Origin of the sequence: Pararhizobium gei, assembly GCF_029223885.1 — a bacterium.
Taxonomy (GTDB): domain Bacteria; phylum Pseudomonadota; class Alphaproteobacteria; order Rhizobiales; family Rhizobiaceae; genus Pararhizobium; species Pararhizobium gei.
Window position 1 is genome coordinate 3,532,193 of record NZ_CP119409.1, and the last position, 19,910, is coordinate 3,552,102.

Annotated in this window: 15 protein-coding genes; 11 read left to right on the top strand and 4 right to left on the bottom strand. The window is 59.2% G+C overall.

The genetic code is table 11. The features are described from left to right. Positions 1–52: 52 nt before the first annotated feature. Positions 53–1,966, bottom strand: a complete 1,914-nt coding sequence (locus tag PY308_RS17255) for a peptidoglycan L,D-endopeptidase MepK (RefSeq protein WP_275785023.1) — start codon at positions 1,964–1,966, stop codon at positions 53–55. Positions 1,967–2,150: 184 nt separating this feature from the next. After that, complete coding sequence (locus PY308_RS17260) at positions 2,151–3,698, bottom strand: sigma-54-dependent transcriptional regulator (protein WP_275785025.1); 1,548 nt, start codon at positions 3,696–3,698, stop codon at positions 2,151–2,153. Between the two features lie 205 nt (positions 3,699–3,903). Here PY308_RS17260 and PY308_RS17265 point away from each other — a divergent pair, with 205 nt between their 5' ends. From PY308_RS17265 to PY308_RS17275, 3 genes are all read left to right on the top strand, one after another. Continuing rightward, positions 3,904–5,766, top strand: coding sequence for a M3 family oligoendopeptidase (locus PY308_RS17265; protein ID WP_275785027.1), 1,863 nt, complete (start codon positions 3,904–3,906; stop codon positions 5,764–5,766). Positions 5,767–6,019: 253 nt separating this feature from the next. Next, a complete protein-coding gene (locus PY308_RS17270) occupies positions 6,020–7,180 on the top strand; it encodes an aminodeoxychorismate synthase component I (RefSeq protein ID WP_275785029.1) in 1,161 nt (386 codons plus the stop codon). Beyond that, the gene (locus PY308_RS17275; RefSeq protein WP_275785030.1) at positions 7,177–7,986 is read left to right on the top strand and encodes an aminotransferase class IV family protein; all 810 of its coding nucleotides are present in this window, start codon (positions 7,177–7,179) and stop codon (positions 7,984–7,986) included. Before PY308_RS17270 ends, PY308_RS17275 begins: the two co-directional genes overlap by 4 nt. Here PY308_RS17275 and PY308_RS17280 read toward each other — a convergent pair. Further along, the gene (locus PY308_RS17280) at positions 7,978–8,886 is read right to left on the bottom strand and encodes a GGDEF domain-containing protein (protein WP_275785032.1); all 909 of its coding nucleotides are present in this window, start codon (positions 8,884–8,886) and stop codon (positions 7,978–7,980) included. The two genes, PY308_RS17275 and PY308_RS17280, sit on opposite strands and share 9 nt — an antisense overlap. A 328-nt stretch (positions 8,887–9,214) precedes the next feature. Here PY308_RS17280 and PY308_RS17285 point away from each other — a divergent pair, with 328 nt between their 5' ends. The 5 genes from PY308_RS17285 to hemH all read left to right on the top strand — a co-directional run bounded on the left by PY308_RS17285 (position 9,215) and on the right by hemH (position 16,185). Beyond that, a complete protein-coding gene (locus tag PY308_RS17285) occupies positions 9,215–10,663 on the top strand; it encodes a homospermidine synthase (RefSeq protein WP_275785033.1) in 1,449 nt (482 codons plus the stop codon). Positions 10,664–10,828: 165 nt separating this feature from the next. Then, a complete protein-coding gene (gene omp10, locus PY308_RS17290) occupies positions 10,829–11,197 on the top strand; it encodes an outer membrane lipoprotein Omp10 (RefSeq protein ID WP_275785034.1) in 369 nt (122 codons plus the stop codon). 232 nt (positions 11,198–11,429) lie between these two features. Next, entirely contained in the window at positions 11,430–12,782 is a 1,353-nt protein-coding gene (locus PY308_RS17295) for a calcium-binding protein (RefSeq protein WP_275785035.1), read from the top strand. A 282-nt stretch (positions 12,783–13,064) separates the two neighbouring features. After that, positions 13,065–15,014, top strand: a complete 1,950-nt coding sequence (locus PY308_RS17300; RefSeq protein WP_275785038.1) for a 5'-nucleotidase C-terminal domain-containing protein — start codon at positions 13,065–13,067, stop codon at positions 15,012–15,014. 139 nt (positions 15,015–15,153) lie between these two features. Then, positions 15,154–16,185 carry a ferrochelatase gene (gene hemH / locus PY308_RS17305; RefSeq protein ID WP_275785039.1) on the top strand — a complete coding sequence of 344 codons (1,032 nt, stop codon included), beginning with the start codon at positions 15,154–15,156 and terminating at the stop codon, positions 16,183–16,185. A gap of 24 nt (positions 16,186–16,209) precedes the next feature. Here hemH and PY308_RS17310 read toward each other — a convergent pair whose 3' ends face one another. After that, positions 16,210–16,650, bottom strand: a complete 441-nt coding sequence (locus PY308_RS17310) for a hypothetical protein (protein ID WP_275785040.1) — start codon at positions 16,648–16,650, stop codon at positions 16,210–16,212. Positions 16,651–16,821: 171 nt separating this feature from the next. Here PY308_RS17310 and PY308_RS17315 point away from each other — a divergent pair, with 171 nt between their 5' ends. From PY308_RS17315 to PY308_RS17325, 3 genes are all read left to right on the top strand, one after another. Beyond that, on the top strand, positions 16,822–17,853 hold the full coding sequence (locus PY308_RS17315; RefSeq protein WP_275785043.1) for an SPFH domain-containing protein: 1,032 nt from the start codon (positions 16,822–16,824) through the stop codon (positions 17,851–17,853). 3 nt (positions 17,854–17,856) lie between these two features. Continuing rightward, positions 17,857–18,315, top strand: coding sequence for an NfeD family protein (locus tag PY308_RS17320; RefSeq protein ID WP_275785046.1), 459 nt, complete (start codon positions 17,857–17,859; stop codon positions 18,313–18,315). A gap of 94 nt (positions 18,316–18,409) precedes the next feature. Beyond that, entirely contained in the window at positions 18,410–19,882 is a 1,473-nt protein-coding gene (locus PY308_RS17325) for an outer membrane beta-barrel protein (RefSeq protein WP_434064164.1), read from the top strand. Positions 19,883–19,910 lie beyond the last annotated feature (28 nt).

The window sequence follows — 19,910 nt, forward strand, 5'->3', positions numbered from 1 at the left end:
CAAAAAAACCCGCCAATCGGCGGGTTTTTTTCATGGATTGATTCGATCGAGTTTAGTTGGTGGTGAACTTCTTCACTTCCAGGAAATTGACCGCGCTGCCGCTGAAGCGGGCATTGTCGGCCGATACCGCCTCGTTTGAAAATCCTGCGGAATATACGGTCGTCGGGGATGCGCGGAGCGTCTTGCTGACGAAGCGCGGCGCCTTGACCGGTTTGGAGAGCGTCGCCATGCGGCTGTTCGAAAGCGCCCAGTTGGAAATGATCTGCTGGGTCAGTTTCGGCTCCGTGCGAACCGACGAGCGGGTCGCAGCTTCAGCTTCCTGTTTTTTCGGGCGCTTGCCCTTGGCGGGCACCTCTGCTTGCGCCTTCGCGTCGAAAGCGTCTTCGATCGCTATGCCGCGTCTCTGCGAACTCGTTTGCGGTGCAAAAGCGGCCAGTTCCACGGGCCGTTCCTGCGGCGTGGGTTGAGCAAGCGCAACGCGGGTTTTGGCCCGAGCCTCGGCTTCTACCGGCCTGCTTGCTTCGGCAATCGCCTGCGGCTGTTGCTCCTCCACAGGATCGGCAAGCACCGGTCGCTCGGCGAAAGCCGGAACCGCAACACTGGCATCGGCGACGGCCATCAGGGCAGCCTCATCGGCGGGACGCAAGGCGGGCACCGGTACGAAGCCCAGCGCTGCTACATCTTCGTCCAGGACCGCTGCATTCGGATCTGTCGAGGCCATCAGCGTGTCGGAGACGGCTTTCCCATTTATGGCCCGATTATCCAGCATCTGCGGCACCGGGATCTTGTAGCCGTTCAAATCAGCATATTCGGATTCCGTCTCACGCGTCTGTGGCAGTGCCGCAGCCCAGGGATCGCCCGATACGTTCTTGGTCGGAGCAACCAGTGCCGTTTGCACGCCGGTATCGTCAGCCGACTCCTTAAAGGCGGGGCGCGAGCCGGGAACCGGGGCCGCGATCTCCTTCTGCCGCTCCGTGGTTTCTTCGGTGGCATTGTCCACGCCCGGCAGCGAGGGTTGCGCTTCCGCGACCTGCGTCGCCTTGGCCTTGGCTCCGGACCTGGCTTTTACAGGAGCCTCGTCGGCGCCTTCGAGTTCGCCACTGGAGGCGATTGCATTGGGCTCTTCATCTTCGTCGCCGCCTCCGCCGAACAGCATGGCGAACAGGTTGCCCTTGCGCTTCGGGTCCTTGTCTCCCGCACCCTTGGCGCCGCCGCCGGCCACTTCGATGGCGCTGGCTCCGACACGGCGCTTGTAATCAGCGACCGCCATCTCGTAACCGGGCAGTGGCTTGCCGTCAGACGGCACATGCATCGTCTTGCCGTCAGGGAAAAGACGCGCCAGTTCGCCGCGGCTCATGCGCGGCCAGGCACGCACGCCACCGACATCCATATGCACGAAGGGCGAACCGGATGTCGGATAGTAACCAACGCCGCCAACCTGAAACTTCATCCCGATTTCGCGAAGAGATTTCAATTTGACGTCGGGGATATAAAAATCCATCGCCTTGCCCAGCATGTGCTGGCTTTTCTTCGCGACACCCTTCGAGCGCGACCGCAACATGCCGTTGGTTGCAGGCGAACGATAGGCGGATACCACATGGATATAGTCGCGCGAGCCACTCTTCTGATAGACCTCCCAGACGAGATCGAGAAGGCGCGGATCCATCTTCGTAGGCTCGTTTCGGCGCCAGTCGCGTAGCAGCCGGTTGACCTGCTGCAGCCCCTTCGCGTCATAGCGTCCATTACGCTTGAAGGTGATCGAGGCTTTTTCCTTCGTGTGAATGAAATAGATCTTGAGCGTGCGGGTCTGGCCGGCCGCTTCGACAGGCGGCACCACGCCCGGGGTCACCATGGAAGCGGCAATAAGAAGCGAAGCGAGCACACGCGGCACCCGACGGGCGACCGTGGCGCAAAAGCGGTTTATCACGGAGCCGCCTGGCTTCTTGAATCCGAACAAATTTTGCAAACCCGATCCCCGTGCGACGGACGATATGTCCCGTGGCTGTCAGATGACGACTAAAATGCGGTCACAGCATGGCAAATATGCCACAGTCATCGCTCATCCTTATAATATAGTGAATGGATCACTAACAAGGTCTAAACGACAACAGCCAAATACGACGGATCGAACACTTTCGTTATCCCTGGATTTACGCTGCCTCGCTGAAGGGATCGTCCGGATTAATGCCGTAATCCTTGAGTTTCCGATAGAGGGTTGAGCGGCCAATACCCAGCTTTCGAGCAACCTGGCTCATCTGGCCGCGATAGAATTTCAGCGCAAAGCGAATCAGCTCCTCCTCGACATCGGCAAGCTTGCGGACATTTCCGCCGTCATCGACGCTGGCGATGGCATTTTCGGACGCATGCGCTTCCGGCGCGTTGCGGGCATCGGCACGGGCGACCGCATCGAACGGCGGATGAACAGGCGAAAGCCTGTCCGTCTCGAGCGACCGCAGCTTGACCGGTCCTTTCTCTTCCCAGGTGAAACCGGTTTTTTCGGCAACGACATAACCCGGGATCTGCGTGGCGATCTGCGGAAAATCCTTGACCGTCAGTTCCGGCCCCTCGGAAAGGACGACAGCCCGAAAAATAGCGTTTTCCAACTGCCGGATATTGCCGGGCCAGTCATAGGCCGTCAGCAGCGCAAGCGCCCCGGCGGATACCGAGAGCGGAGTGGCAAGCCGCTGTTCCTGGGCAAATCTCTCGACGAAGGTCCGCACCAGAACCGGAATATCTTCCTTGCGGCGACGCAAGGCCGGGATGGTGATCGGGAAAACGTTGAGCCGGTAATAGAGATCTTCGCGGAAGCGGCCTTCGCGCACCTCGTTGATCAAATCCTTGTTGGTTGCCGAAATCAGCCGGACAGAGACCTTCTGCGGATGCTTGGCGCCGACAGTCTCGATTTCGCCCTGCTGCACGGCGCGCAGAAGTTTGACCTGTACGTCGAGTGGCAGGTCGCCGATTTCGTCCAGGAACAGGGTGCCGCCATCCGCATCGACAAACTTGCCGGCGTGTTTTTCCGTAGCGCCCGTGAAGGCACCTTTTTCATGGCCGAAAAGAATGCTTTCAACAAGATTATGCGGAATGGCGCCGCAGTTGACTGTGACGAAGGGTTTGTGCGCGCGATCGCTGGCATGCTGTACCGCACGGGCGACCATTTCCTTGCCGACGCCGGATTCACCTTCAAGGACGACGGGAATGTTGGATTGCGCCGCACGGCGCGCGAGATCGAGCACCCGGATCATGGCGGGACTTGCGGAAACGATGTCGTCAAAGCCGACGCCGCCGCTGCGCGAACGCTTCGCGGCCCGGCCACGGTTTTCGCGATGATCCATCTTCAGGGCATTGGCGATCGCGACACCAAGACGCTCCGGCGACACCGGCTTGACGACGAAGTCGAACGCTCCCGCCTGCATCGCAAGAACCACGGTTTCGATGCCGCCCTGTCCTGTCTGGACGATGACCGGCGTTGCAATGCCCCGTTCGGCGATAGCTTCGAGGAAGCCGTGGCCGTTCATCTCCGGCATCATCAGATCAAGCAGGATGACGCTGATCAGGCCCCGCTTGCGCTCCAGCAGTTCCAGCCCGCTCCGCCCATTGTCGGCGAGATGAGCAATATGGCCGAGACGTTCGATCATGTTTGTCAGCAGTCGGCGCTGGACCGGATCGTCGTCGATGACGAGGATTTGGGATGTCATAATGGCCTCCTACTCTCTGCGAGAACCAGATCGGCACGTCATGTGCCACATCGTGAGAACACATTCCTGTCAGAAAGGCCTGAAAATCCTCTTTTGAGAAACGCTTGCATTTTATCCATTGCCGACGTTAGGTCGTGCGCCATATCCGCCGTCTGCTTTGCCGCGTGAATCCGGGCAGGCACCCGCTAAAAAGAGTGAGCGCCCCATGCACCATATCCCCTTCGCCCTGACATTTCCGCCTGTCGTCCAAGCCGCAGTTTCCGGTGCGGCCGAGGCGGCTGAACTGGGCGTTCTTCCCTCCTGGAGACTGGACGATCTCTATCCGTCGGCGACATCACAAGAGTATCTCGGAGACCTCGCGAAGGCTGAAGACCAGGCCAAGGCGTTTGAAGCCAAGTGGAAGGGAAGACTGTCGCAAGCGGCAAAGCTGACGGGCAACCAGGGTATCGGCCAAGCCGTGCGCGAATATGAGATGCTCGAAGACCTGATGGGCAAGATCGGCTCTTTCGCCGGTCTCACCTATTTTTCCGACACGTCCAATCCCGTCAATGGCAAGCTTTACGGCGATGCGCAGTCGAAGCTGACCGACATGGCGAGCCACCTCCTGTTTTTCGCGCTGGAACTGAACAGGATAGATGACGGCATCATCGACGCCGCCTTGGAAAGCGACACGCTGGCCGCCCATTACAAGCCATGGATCGTCGATCTTCGCCTGGATAAACCCTACCAGCTGGACGACAGGCTGGAGCAGCTTTTCCTCGAAAAATCGATGACCGGCGCCAGCGCCTTCAACCGGCTTTTCGATGAAACCATGACGGCGCTGGTCTTCGAGATCGATGGCAAGTCGCTTTCGCTGGAGGTCGCCCTCAGCATGCTCCAGGAGGCGGATCCCGCCTTGCGTAGGATGGCGGCTCAAGCACTTTCCAAAACCTTCAAAGACAATATCCGCATTTTTACCCTGATCACCAACACGCTTGCCAAGGACAAGGAAATATCGGATCGCTGGCGCGGCTTTGGTGACATTGCCGACAGCCGCCATCTGGCAAACCGCGTCGAGCGTGACGTGGTGGATGCTCTGGCCGCCGCGGTCAAGCAAGCCTATCCCCGCCTCTCGCATCGCTATTACGCGATGAAGGCCAGGTGGCTCGGCATGGAACAGATGGAGTTCTGGGACCGCAACGCACCGCTGCCGGAGACGCCTACCTCGCTGATTTCCTGGGATGAAGCGAAGGAAACAGTGCTGTCGGCCTATGCCGGCTTCGAGCCGGAAATGGCCGCGATCGCCGGGCGTTTCTTCGATGGCGGCTGGATCGATGCGCCAGTGCGTCCGGGCAAGGCGCCAGGCGCATTCGCCCATCCGACGGTTCCGTCCGCCCATCCCTATGTCCTCGTCAACTACATGGGCAAGCCGCGCGATGTGATGACGCTTGCCCATGAACTGGGCCATGGGGTGCATCAGGTGCTTGCCGGCGACCAAGGCGCGCTGATGGCCTCGACGCCGCTGACGCTCGCCGAGACGGCTTCCGTCTTCGGTGAAATGCTGACCTTCCGGGCGCTTCTCGACCGCACGAAGGACAGACGCGAGCGCAAGGCGATGCTTGCCCAGAAGGTTGAGGACATGATCAATACGGTCGTGCGCCAGATCGCCTTCTACGAATTCGAGCGCAAGGTCCACACCGCCCGCAAGCAAGGCGAGTTGACGGCGGACGACATTGGCGAACTCTGGCTGTCGGTACAGGCCGAAAGCCTTGGTCCGGCGATCAGGATATCGGAAGGCTACGAGACCTATTGGGCCTATATCCCCCACTTCATCCATTCGCCTTTCTATGTCTATGCCTATGCTTTCGGCGATTGCCTGGTGAATTCGCTTTATGCGGTCTATCAAAAGGCCGAAAGCGGCTTCCAGCAGAAATATTTCGAGCTGCTAAAGGCCGGTGGTACAAAGCATCATTCCGAGCTGCTCGCCCCCTTCGGCCTCGATGCCACCGATCCGTCGTTCTGGGCACAGGGCCTGTCGATGCTGGAAGGGCTGATCGATGAGCTGGAAGCGCTTGACCGGCAGGCGTGATTGGGGTGTAAGGGCAAGGGTCGATGACAGCGAGAGTGTTGTTTCCGCGGATGGCTTCTCGGGTCAAGCCTGAGGATGGCGGCCTGTGGATGTGGCTGGACGGCTTATCGGTGCGGCTGGCTGACGTGTGGATAAGGCTGGCCGGCTTGTCGGTGTGGCTGGCTGGAAAGTCCCGTCTGCACCTCAACAGGCATCCCCACCCTCCGTCATCCTCGGGCTCGACCCGAGAATCGACGCACAAGCCCGCATTCAAATGAACACCACTCAAGCTTCCTTCGTCCTCTTCCGCGATGACAGTGCAAACCGCACAACGGTCTTTGCCGAACCGTCGCGTGTCATCTCGGCGCATACCGCAGCCGAATTCCGCTCCGGCCTGATCGAACTTGAAAAGGCCAAGGCCGAGGGAAAGTGGCTGGCGGGTTTTATGAGCTACGAGGCCGGTTATCTGTTCGAGGAGAAACTGGCGCCTTTTGCTAAGGGCAATCGCCGTACGCCCCTGATGTCCTTCGGCGTCTTTGACAGCCCCGCCGACGGACACGCACTCAGCGAGCCGCAACGGCGCACAGAAAACGAGCCTTTCATTACAAAAGCCCAGGCCGCCTGGGATTTCGAGACGTATAAGAACCGTTTCGACAGGCTGCTCAACCATCTAAAGATGGGCGATTGTTACCAGGCAAATCTCACCATGCAGGTCACCGCCCACTGGAAGGGCGACCCTGTTGCCGCCTTCTGGTCGCTGATCGAGCGCCAGCCGGTGAAATACGGCGCACTCGTTTCGCTCGACGGCCCTATCCTTTTGTCTCGTTCGCCCGAACTGTTCTTCCGCGTCGACACGGACGGCTGGATCGAGACGCATCCGATGAAGGGCACCGCGCCACGCGGCGCGACACCCGGCGAGGACGAGGCTCTGATCCGCGAAATGCGCGAGGACCCGAAGAGCCAGGCGGAAAACCGGATGATCGTCGATCTTCTGCGCAACGACATTTCGCGGATCACGCAAGTCGGTACGCTCGACGTGCCCCGGCTGTTCGATATCGAGACCTACCCGACCGTGCATCAGATGGTCAGCCATGTCCGGGCAAAACTGTTGCCGGATATCGGCATATCCGGGATTTTCGAAGCGCTCTTCCCCTGCGGCTCCGTCACCGGTGCACCGAAGATGCGGGCAATGGAAATCCTGCACGATCTGGAGGATGGCCCGCGCGATGCCTACTGCGGCGCCATCGGCTTCATCGCCCCGGATGGCACGATGCGCTTCAACGTTGCCATCCGCACCCTGTCGCTGTTTCCGGATGGCGAGGCCATCTTCAATGTCGGCGGCGGCATCGTCTTCGATTCCAAGGCGGAGTCGGAATATGACGAGTGTCTGCTCAAGGCCCGTTTCGCGGTCGGCGATGCGGGGATCACGCCATGAGTGATTTCCAGCTGATCGAGACCATGCGCTGGGAACCCGGCGCAGGCATCGTCCGCTTGGCGCTGCATATGGCACGCCTGAAACGCTCTGCAGGGCGTCTGGGGTTTTTGGGAGCGGAGAAGGCGGAGGACCATCTGGCTGAAGCGATTGCGGAGGCTTTACCCCCCTCTGTTCCTTCGGGACATCTTCCCCACAAGGGGGGAGACTATTCTTCGCTACAACAAGCCCAGGGGGCGACAAGCAATGAGATCGCGTCACCAGCGATCTCCCCCCTTGTGGGGGAGATGCCCGACAGGGCAGATGGGGGTAAAGCCCTCCACGCGACCGGAACCTCTTCCTTATTCCCCCTCCGCGTTCGCCTTACCCTCGACAGCGCCGGCGAAATCGACATCACCACGACACCCTTCACGCCCTTGCCGACCGACACCATCTGGACTGTCCGCCTCGCCAAAACACGCCTCTCTTCCGCCGATCCGCTCTTGCGCCACAAGACCAGCCGCCGCGCCGTCTACGAGGCTGCCCGGGCAGAATATTCAGGCAACGAAGCCCAGGAGGTTCTGCTGCTCAACGAACACGGCGCGCCCTGCGAAGGGACGATCACGTCGATCTTTCTGGATGACGGGTCGGGCATCTTGAAAACGCCACCGATCGCCTGCGGCCTGCTGGCCGGCGTCCTGCGCACCGAAATGATCTGCGCCCGTCGCGCCCGCGTCGAGCGTTTCTCCCTTGGCGATCTCAGGAAAGGCAAACTCTATATGGGCAATTCGCTGCGCGGGCTGATCGCCTGCGAAATCCTTTCAGCGTAGGCTGACAGCGATACGGTCCCGGCCTGAATGCTTGGCCTCGTAAAGAGCCGAGTCCGCACGGGAATAAAGCGCGCGTGCGGTATCGCCACGCTCCACCACCGCGATGCCGGCGGAACAGGTGTAGAAAAACTGTGGCGATGCTTCGAGAGGTCGCGCCGTTCGTATTTTCTCCAACAGACGATCGACAACCTTGCGCCCTTCCGGCAGGTTTGTATCCGGAAAGATGAGCATGAACTCCTCGCCGCCGATCCGGCCGAAACAATCGTGCCGCCTGACCAGCGGATGAACGCGGCGGGCGAAGTCCAGCAGGATATCGTCGCCCGTCTGGTGACCGAAACGATCGTTGATCCCCTTGAAATAGTCGATGTCGAGAATGCAGACGCACCCTGCCACAAGTTCCGAAGCTGACTGATTCTGCACCAGTTCCTCAAGCTTTGCCATGATGTAGCGCCGGTTGGAAACGCCGGTGAGTTCATCCGTATTCGACGCCTTCAGCGCAAAATCCCGATCCTGTCGGAGCGACCGTTCGTCGGTGCGCAAATCGGTGATGTCGTTTGCCACACAAAGCATCCAGCCATTGCGGTTGACTGTTTCCGTCATCCATAACCAGCACCCGCCGACCACATCCGTCTCGAAGGCCCGGAAGGGTATCTTGCCGCGCCGCGACTGGGCGGACACCAACCAGTCGTCGAAATCGGCGGCCCTGATGACGGTGCCCTGCCCAAGCGCATGGTTGCGACGCATCAGGTCGGGCCAAAGCGGTGTTTCGTGGTCTTCGAGGTGAAAGACATCCCGAAATACTGCGTTCGCATAGCGTAGACGATCGTCATTGTCGTAGAGCGCAACAAGAACACGGGTCGTGTCCCTCAAGGAGGCAAGATTGGTAAAGATGTCGTCCATATCGCCGATTCCATACTACCAGCCGCAATTTAAGATGATTGCCCGGCGCACCATACCGAAATATGAAGAATGGCGATATTTTAGCTAAGTTGCGGGGATTATCGTCAATAAACAGGGAAATGCGCTCCGGGACGGAACAACTGCGCGTCGCCGGATGTCTAGGCTTGTCTCCGCTCGTACCCCGATACCCTCGATTTCAGGGAATGGCCGGGCCATCGACTGCTCTTTATTATGACAGAAATCTATGCTCTAGGGCCATTCATGGAATGACAGGGCACAATCTGCCCGTTAAACAGTCAAACGAACACATCCCCAGGAGACAGCAAAAATGGCGGAAATCACCTATCCGGTGTATGGCGAAATCACCGGCCCGATCGTTATGATCGGCTTCGGCTCTATCGGTCGCGGCACCCTGCCGCTGATCGAGCGCCATTTCAAGTTCGATAAGAGCCGGATGGTTGTCATCGATCCGCGCGAAGATGCGGGCGACATGGAGATCCTCGAGAAGCACGGCATTCGCCATATCAAGGAATATGTGACCAAGGAAAACTACAAGTCGCTCCTGAAGCCGCTCTTGACGGAAGGCGAAGGCCAGGGCTTCTGCGTCAATCTTTCGGTCGATACGGGTTCGCTGGACCTGATGAAGCTTTGCCGCAAGCTCGATGTTCTCTACATCGACACCGTCGTTGAGCCTTGGCTTGGCTTCTATTTCGACAAGAGCATGAAGAATTCCGAGCGCACCAACTATGCGCTGCGCGAGACCGTGCGGCACGAACAGAAGAAAAACCCCGGCGGAACGACGGCGGTCTCCACCTGTGGCGCCAATCCGGGCATGGTTTCCTGGTTCGTCAAGCAGGCGCTGGTGAACCTTGCCGTCGATCTCGACGTGAAATTCGACGAGCCGGACCAGCATGACCGCGCAGGCTGGGCCAAGCTGATGAAGAAAGTCGGCGTCAAGGGGATCCATATCGCCGAGCGCGACACGCAGCTGACCAAGAATCCGAAGCCGCTCAACGTCTTCTGGAATACCTGGTCGGTCGAGGGTTTCATCTCCGAAGGTCTGCAGCCGGCCGAACTTGGCTGGGGCACCCACGAAAACTGGATGCCGAAGAATGCCAAGAAGCACAAGAAGGGCTGCAAGGCTGCGATCTACCTGGAACAGCCCGGCGCCAACACCCGCGTGCGCACCTGGTGCCCGACGCCCGGCCCGCAATACGGTTTCCTCGTGACACACAACGAATCGATCTCGATCGCCGACTACTTCACCGTCGAGAAAGATGGCGAAGTCGTCTACCGCCCCACCTGCCACTACGCCTATCATCCGGCCAACGATGCCGTTCTGTCCCTGCATGAAATGTTCGGCAATGGCGGCACGGCCCAGCCTGTCCTGCATGTTCTCGACGAAAACGAGCTGGTGGACGGTGTCGACGAGCTCGGCGTGCTGCTCTACGGCCACGACAAGAATGCCTATTGGTATGGTTCGCGCCTGTCGCTGGAAGAAACCCGCCGCATCGCCCCTTACCAGAACGCGACCGGCCTGCAGGTAACGTCTGCCGTTCTGGCCGGCATGGTCTGGGCGCTGGAAAACCCCAAGGCCGGCATCGTCGAAGCCGACGAGATCGACTACAAGCGCTGCCTCGAAGTGCAGACGCCCTATCTCGGCCCGGTCGAAGGCCACTACACCGACTGGACCCCGCTCGACGGCCGCCCGGGCCTGTTTCCGGAAGACCTCGACACCAAGGACCCGTGGCAGTTCAAGAACATTCTGGTTCGCTAAGCGTCACACCGATGACAATTTTACGCCCGGGGAACGATCCCCGGGCGCTTTTCGTTGACAGGTGAATAATCCGGTCATGCCGAAGCCCCGCACTTGCATTCAAGTTCTGATCACGGCATGGTTTTTTCACGTCAAAGCAGCTTTCCGCACCCTCGGGAGACCAACATGAAGCCTGTCGCCATCCTGACTGCCCTCTCCGCCACCATGGCGTTGGCCTCCTGCCAGGCTCCGCGCGAGGTTCGCCCTTTGCCGGTTCGGCAGATGGCACCGGCTGGCGTGGAGGGTGCGTGGGTGGACCCCAACGGCATCGTCTCCACCTTTGCGGGGGGCTCGTTTACAACGCGCACAACCGATACAAATCAGGTGCTGGCGTCTGGCAACTACATCAATATCTCTCCGAAGCTTGTCGAGATCAATATGACCTCGATGGTTCGCAAGACGCAGTCCAAGGTGAACTGTGCGATGGTGACCCCGACTCAGTTGAACTGCACCACGGACAGCGGTGCGCAGTTCTCGCTCGCGCGCAGAGGCTGACGTCTCTGTCTGATTGAATGTGCATATTTCGGCCATGGCCAATGCCCTTTGCATCAGAATTCGGCGCGTTTGGCGGTTTCAGGAACACGTAAGCTTCAGCATCTGCCGTCTCGGCGGAAACTAATTCCCCATCCATTCGTATCTGTTGCTGCGGACGATACCCGCGCGGTCAAAACAGAACTGCTGCATCCTCGCTTGGGAGGAGGCGGTATCCAAGGATGGGAAAACTATCATGGCTAAAAAATCCGGTGACAATTCCTACCGCTTCGATATTTTCAAGGATGGTCCCCTTGAACGGGACCTTGGAGCGGGGAACGATCTGGTTTCCATAGACGCACCCGACGCAGTCAAGCAAATCCGCCTGACATTCACCAGCAGCGAAGTTGGAAACGGCAGCGCTGACGACAGCAACACGCTTGCCAACCAGGACGGTGGCCTCGCGGTGAGAGTCCAGGCTGAGTATAATGTCGGAAAGCTTCGCGGGCCGGAAAGTCGCTTTGACGACGAGGGCATCGTCTTTAAATCAAACGGAAAGTTTACGTTCGACGTTCGCGATCTCGTCAGCGGGGTCCAGCGCGGTGACACGTTCGATGTCGTGAAACTGGGAACCAGCGGCGCCGACAATCTTTATGGGAGCGATAAGGGACAAGCCTATTATCTCAACGGCGGCATGGGCGCCGACAAGATTATCGGTGGTTTTGAAAACGACTTCCTTGTCGGCGGATCGGGCGACGATGTTCTGTCCGACCGCGCAGGCGATGATTCGTTTATCGGCGGCGGCGGCAACGACCTTATTTTTGCCGGATCTGGAAACGACACCGTCATCTTCGCAGTAGCGACTGACGGCCGCGACAAAGCGGATCTTGGTACTGGCAATGATACCGTCAATATCACGGCACCCGTCACGGCGGCCCAGGTTCGCCTTACCTTCACGAGCAGCGAAGTTGGAAACAACGATGCGCGCGACAGTGACACGATGGCAAACCAGGACGGCAGTCTGGCTGTCCGGTTACGAGCAGAGGATGGCAGTGGCGGCCTGACAGGATTTCAAAGCCGCTTTGACGACGAAGGAGTGAGCTTCGTCAGCACTGTCGCTGGCGTCACATTCGATGTGCGCGATCTTGTGAGCGGCGTCGCGCGCGGAGATCAGTTCAACATTGTGAGGCTCGGGACAAGCGGCAACGATACGTTCAGCGAGATCGGAAAAACGGCGTCATATTACATCAATGCCGGCATGGGCGACGATAGCGTGACCGGTGGGCAGGGCCGCGATTTCCTCGTTGGCGGTGCCGGCAATGACATGCTCAACGGCCTTGGTGGCAAAGACTCCTTCATCGGCGGGGGCGGCAGCGATGTGTTCGTCTTTGCGGAAAGTCCGGGTAGCGACACGATCAACGACTTTGTTTCGGGCACCGACAAGATTGATTTTCGGATGCTGGACATCGATTTTAATGACATTCAGACCTCAGTATCGGGTTCCGACACGCTCTTGAAAGTCGATACCAATGGCAATGGTACAACCAACTTCACCATTACGCTGTTGAACGTGGCCGCTCCTAGCCAAAGCGACTTTCTTTTTTCTTGAATTTCCAAACCCGCCGGTGGCCACACTGGCGGGTCTCCTCATCTGAGGCTCTGCAGGACTTCAACAGGTCCAACACCTGTGTGGCCTATGCCGATCCCATGCTGCAATCCCACCGAGGAATTGCGCCAGCGACACGATGGTCGCACCTTGAGCCATAACACGGCTTTGAGTTTTTGAGCTTGATGTCTTCCGCGTCAAATGAAACCATTGTCTCCAGATAGCTGTAAAGCGATCCCATGCGCGCGCTGACGGCTGGGCCGCATTCAACAACAGGAGATATCCATGATCAGACATTTGCGAACCGGGCTGATGACGGCCTCGATTCTCGCGCTTTCAACCAGCGCCGCCTTCGCCGATTATGAATTGAACATCCTGCACATCAACGATTTCCATTCCCGCATCGAGTCCATCAACAAATATGACTCCACCTGCTCGGGGGAGGAGGAAGGAAAGGACGAATGCTTCGGCGGCGTCGCCCGGCTGAAGGTCGCCATCGACCAGAAACGGCAGGAGCTGACCGGCAAGAATGTCCTCCTGCTGAATGCCGGGGACAATTTCCAGGGCTCCCTGTTCTTCACCACCTACCGGGGCGCAGCCGAAGCCGAGTTTCTCAACCTGCTGAAATTCGACGCCGTGACCATCGGCAACCATGAGTTCGATGAGGGCGAGGATGGTCTGGTCACCTTCCTGGACAAAGCGACGTTCCCGATCGTTTCATCCAATGTGCTCGCCGGCTACAAGTCGAAACTCATCGACAGGATCAAGCCATCGATCGTCGTCGATGCCGGTGGCGAGAAAATCGGCATTGTCGGCGCAGTCACCAACGACACCGCTGAAATCTCCTCGCCGGGAGATAATGTGCTGATCGGCATCGATGTCGATACAATCACCACGGCGGTCCAGGACCTGAAAAAGCAGGGCGTCGACAAGATTGTGGCGCTTACCCATGTGGGCTATCCGCGCGATCTCGCGGTCATCGCCAAAATTCCCGATGTCGATGTGGTCGTCGGTGGCCATTCCCACAGCCTTTTGTCCAACACGGACGCAAAGGCGGAAGGTCCCTATCCCACGATGGTCGACAACCCCGGCGGCTACAAGGTGCCGGTGGTTCAGGCCGGATCCTATAGCAAATATCTTGGCGATCTCGTCGTCACCTTTGACGACGCAGGCGTCGTGAAGGCCGCCGAGGGCGATCCGATCCTGATCGACTCGACATTCAAGCCGGACGAGACCGTGCTTGCCCGCGTCAAGGAGATGGGCAAGCCGATCGAAGAATTGAAAGCCAAGATCATCGGAAAGACGGATGCGCCGATCGACGGCAGCCGCGAGACCTGCCGCGCCAGGGAATGCGAAATGGGCGATCTGGTGACGGACGCCATGCTGGACCGCGTCAAAAATCAGGGCATCGACATCGCCATCACCAATGGTGGAGGCCTGCGCGCCTCGATCGATGCCGGTGATGTCTCGATGGGCGAAGCCATCACTGTCCTGCCCTTCCAGAACACGGTCGCGACCTTCCAGTTGAAGGGCGCCGAAATCGCGGCTGCGCTAGAGAACGGATTGTCCCAGATCGAGGAAGGCGGCGGGCGGTTCCCGCAGGTCTCAGGCCTGAAATTCTCGTTCGATAAATCGAAGCCCGCAGGAAGCCGTGTGGTCAAGGTCGAGGTCAAGCAGGGCGACGCCTACGCTCCCCTTGATCCGGCCAAGACCTATGGCGTCGTGTCCAACAACTTCATGCGCAATGGCGGCGATGGCTACAGCATTTTCAAAACAAAGGCCGAAAATGCCTATGACTACGGTCCGGGGCTCGAAACCGTGCTGGCCGACTATCTGACAGCGCACAATCCCTACAAGCCGATGACGGATGGCCGCATCACCGAGATTGCTGCCGCCACCGCAACCGAGCCTTCAGCGCAGGAAAGCACCGATACGGCTGCCAAAACTGTGACTCCGGACGCGAAGCCTTCGGAGCAACCGGCCACAGCGGCGCAAACGGCGACGCCGGAGGCCAAGCCTGCCGCGGACGCGGTAACCGGCGAAGCCAAGCCAACAGTGGAGCCGGCGACAACGACGGCCACAACACACACGGTGTCCCGCGGCGATACGCTGTGGGATTTGGCGAAATCGGTCTATGGAGACGGCGAATTGTGGACGAAGATCGCCGAAGCCAACGGCAATCCGGTTCCGGAAAAGCTCGAAATTGGCACCGAATTGCAGATCCCTGCAAAATAAGTCCTGGCTAGGACATTATGTCTCGATCGACGGGCCGGTCCGGGCTTTTCCGGGCCGGCTTTTGTTTTTAAAGAACAGGGTGAAACCTCATGGCGGCCCGTTCGTATATTGACCGCCCTTACAAACGCAGGATTTCCGCATGACCTCCATGATACCGGCCGTTCCGAACCACCCGCCCGTCCAATTCGGCAAAGTCGGTGTGCTGCTCGTCAATCTCGGGACGCCTGACGGGACGGACAAGGTTTCCATGCGCCGCTACCTGAAGGAATTCCTGATGGATCGCCGCGTCATCGAGTGGTCGCGATTCCTATGGTACCCGATCCTGTTCGGCATCGTCTTGAACACCCGACCCGCCAAGGTCGGCAAGGCCTATGAAACGATCTGGAACAAGGATCTCGACGAGAGTTATCTGCGGACCTACACCCGCAACCAGTCGGACCTGATGGCAAAGGCATTTGCCGATTTGCCGAATGTCCGCGTCGACTGGGCCATGCGCTATGGCCAGCCGTCGATCCGCTCGAAGATCGATGAGCTGCAGAAAGATGGCTGCGAAAAGATCCTGCTGTTTCCGCTCTATCCGCAATATGCGGCGGCGACCACCGCGACCGTCAACGACGAGGCCTTCAAGGCGCTGCTGAAGATGCGCTGGCAGCCGGCATTGCGCACGGTGCCGCGCTATCACGATGATCCCGTCTATATCGACGCGCTGGCGAACTCCATCACCAGCCACCTCGCCACCCTCGACTGGGAGCCCGAAGTGGTTCTCACCTCGTTTCACGGGATCCCGAAATCCTATTTCATGAAGGGCGATCCCTACCACTGCCAGTGTCACAAGACAGCCCGGCTGCTGCGCGAGAGACTGGGCTGGAGCAAGGAGAAACTGCAGGTAACCTTCCAATCGCGCTTCGGGCCTGAGGAATGGCTGCAGCCATACACCGACAAGACCGTCGAGAAACTCGCGCAGGAAGGCATCAAGCGGATCGCCGTGATCAATCCCGGCTTCGTCTCGGATTGTCTCGAAACGCTGGAAGAAATGGCCGTGGAAGCCAATGAGATCTTCCATCATGCCGGCGGCGAGAAATTCGCCCATATCCCCTGTCTCAACGACAGCGCCGACGGCATGCGAGTGCTGGAACATGTCGTCCGTCGCGAATTGCAAGGCTGGGTATAGACAGGCAGAATCAGATCAAGCCCGTCAGTCGATAGACATGGCAAGCCCGACGCCAGCAAGAGCGATGGGCAAGTATGGAAGGAAAACGAATGGCTGGAATGCACGTTTTGCAATCCAGCCGACTTGGTTATGCCTGCCCCACGCTTCGCGCCACGCCGTGTAAATCTGGAACGGAGGCACGGCCGGGGCTTCAGTCTGACGAAACCAGCTTTCGATCAAGGTGATCCGGGCAACATAGCAGTCCTGAAAACCTTTCCAGATGGCCTCCAGACACCAGAGGCTGAGCGCTGCGACAATGACGATCGATATGAGCGGTACCGACTGACGCTCCGCCCCCAATCCGATTGCCGTCGCAAGGAGCGGCGCTGACCATGATTTGATGGTGAGCGCCTTGCCATCAAAGCTCTCAAGATGGGCTTGCAAGAGCAGATATTCGGATTTTAATTCATCTCTGATGTTACTCATATATTCCCCCTTAAATTGTCAAATCCATAAACACAACTTAACTTATGCAGGTTTGCGGTCTCGCGCAATCTCCGTGATTTTTGGTAGGCATCTTGCAAATAACCCGGCTAGCTGGCACGTCTGGTCTTTGAAAAGGCCATAAGCGGCCTGCCTGAACAGGAGAAGCGCCGAATGCCATTGGCCGGTCTTGATATCGTCGTCATCGCCTTTGTGGTGCTCGTCATCCTGGTGCTATTCGCAGGCATCAAGACGGTGCCGCAAGGCTATCGCTACACGATCGAGCGCTTCGGCCGCTATACGCGCACGCTGGAACCGGGCCTGAACCTTATCATTCCCTTCATCGACAAGATCGGGGCAAAGATGAATGTCATGGAGCAGGTTCTCGACGTGCCGACGCAGGAGGTCATCACCAGGGACAATGCCAGTTGCTCGGCCGACGCCGTTGCCTTTTACCAGATCCTGAATGCAGCCGAGGCCGCCTATCAGGTCTCCGACCTGCAAAGCGCCATTCTCAATCTGACCATGACCAATATCCGCTCGGTCATGGGATCGATGGACCTCGACGAGCTTTTGTCGAACCGCGATACGATCAATGACAGGCTGCTGCGCGTCGTTGACGAAGCGGTCGGCCCCTGGGGCATCAAGGTTACCCGTGTGGAGATCAAGGATATCCAGCCTCCCAAGGATCTGGTCGACGCCATGGCCCGGCAGATGAAGGCCGAGCGGGAGAAGCGCGCACAGGTGCTGGAAGCAGAAGGCGCCCGCAATGCGCAAATCCTGCGCGCCGAGGGTGCGAAGCAGTCGGCGATCCTGCAGGCCGAAGGGCAGAGAGAGGCGGCTTTTCGGGACGCCGAGGCCCGCGAGCGTCTGGCCGAGGCTGAAGCCAAGGCGACGAAGATGGTCTCGGAGGCAATCGCCGCCGGCGATATACAGGCGATCAACTACTTCGTCGCCCAGAAATATACGGAAGCCATGGCCTCGATCGGCACGGCCCACAATTCCAAGATCGTGCTGATGCCCATGGAAGCCTCGTCGCTGATCGGCTCGCTTGCCGGTATCGGGGCCATCGCCAGGGACGTTTTCGGCGATGGCGGGAACGCATCCACGCCATCCCAGCCGGTGCGTCAGCCCACGGCGCGCACCGTTCCGGTCCAGGCGGCGCCGGTTCGCAATCCTTTCGACACAGGCCCGCGAGAAAGCTGAGCCATGATCGAACGCATCATTTTCGAGCTCGGCCCCTGGAGCTGGTGGGTCTTGGGCCTCGTGCTTCTGGCAGCGGAAGTGGTCGCACCCGGCGTGTTTCTTGTCTGGATCGGCATCGCAGCCATTGTGACCGGTGCTGTTTCGCTCCTGCTCTGGGACGCCGCCTTCTGGGTGTGGCAGGCACAGATCGTTGTCTTTGCCATCCTGTCCGTACTCGCCGTTCTTGCCGGGCGGCGGATTCTGGCGCAGGGCGGCGATACATCCGACGAGCCGCTTCTCAACCAGCGCGGTGCGCGCCTCATCGGACGCACGGCAGTGCTGGAGGAACCGATTGCGGAGGGCCGCGGCAGAATAAGGCTTGATGACACGACATGGAGTGTCAGCGGCCCGGACCTGCCGACAGGCAGCCGCGTCCGGGTGACGGGCAGCGCCAGCGGCCAACTGAGCGTCGAAAAAGCCTGAAAACCAGCGCCGAAGCCAATTCGGAAAGGAATGGTTAACCACATCCGTTTACGGTTGCTCAATACTGGTAAACGGATATCCGGGCATTCGGCAGATGGCGCCATTCTTGACAGGAACGAACGGAATCGCGCGATTGCACGCTTCGACGGCATTCGCCTGGCTCGTGGCCGGTTGCGTTTTTACCCTTACCGATGGCGCCTCCGCGCAAGCCCTGCTTCCGCCAACTGAGGACGCAGGGACAGCGATCACGGGCAGCGCTGTAAAGACGATGTCCGACGCGACCGTGGTTCAGCCGGCCGATCCGCTCTCCACCAACTCGATCAGCACCGATAGCGGCGAACCGCTGCTCAACGATCCGGCAATCGACGAGGATATGGCGCGCACCAATCTGCGCGAAAACTCCGTCGACGGGTTGCGGTCGCAGCTGGATCTCGATCGAAATGAGGCGCCCGGCATCCGGCTCGGAACCTTTACCCTCAAGCCGACGCTCGGGCAGACCTTCAATTACGAGCGCACCAAGACAGGCAGTTCGACAGAAAGCCGCAGCTATCTCGAAACCGGCTTGAAGGGCACGCTGACGTCGGATTGGGCACGGCACGAACTGACAATCACCGGCGAAGGCACGTGGCAGCGCAACCTTTCCGGCTCGGGCGAAACGGAGCCCACGGCCGATATCGAGGCAGCGCTCAGGCTCGACATCGGTCATGATACCGTCGGCACGCTGAAGGCCGGATACCATTTCGAGCGCGAGGATTCGACCGACCCCAACGCGGTGTCCGGCGCAAGCGTGCAATCCGGTATCGACCAATATACGCTTGGCGCCGGCATAACCCATGACTTCGGCATTCTGCGGGGTTCGGCAAAAGTGGATTTCGACCGCTATGTCTATGGCAGCGCGGAACTCAGCGACGGCTCCAGCCTGTCTCTCGAAGACCGCAATCGCAATGCCGGTGCGGCGACGGTCCGGGTCGGTTACGAGCTTTCGCCAGCCCTCATTCCGTTCATCGAGGCGTCGGCAGCGAAATCCATCTATGACCTGAGAACCGATAGCGCCGGCTATGAGCGATCCTATGACAGCTATGGCGGCCGGGCAGGCGTCGAGGTCGATCTGGGAGAAAAGTTTACCGGGGAAATCGCGCTGGGTTATTCCACCTATCGGTTCGATGACAGCCGCCTGCAAAACCTGAGCGGCGCGACGATCGACGGTCTTTTGAACTGGTCGCCGCAACGCGGCACCAATGTGAATTTCGGCCTGTCCACCGGCATCGAACCCTCGACCACCCCCGGCGAGAGCGGCGCGCTGGCCTATACACTAAGCAATACAGTGACCCATGAGCTGCGCAGCAATCTGGTTGCCCGCTTGTCCAACAGCCTCACCTTCCGGAACTATCCATCCGACAGCACGCTGGGCGACGAGCGGGTCTGGCTGACGGGCGCTGGGTTGACCTATGACATGAACCGCTATCTCGCCCTCACCGGCGATGTCAGTTACGAGCGCACGACGCGCGATAACAGCCCGGCAACCGATGTAGCCCGCATCGGCGTCGGCCTGACCCTGCGTCGATAAACGAAAACAGCGCCGGCGTTCTGCGCCA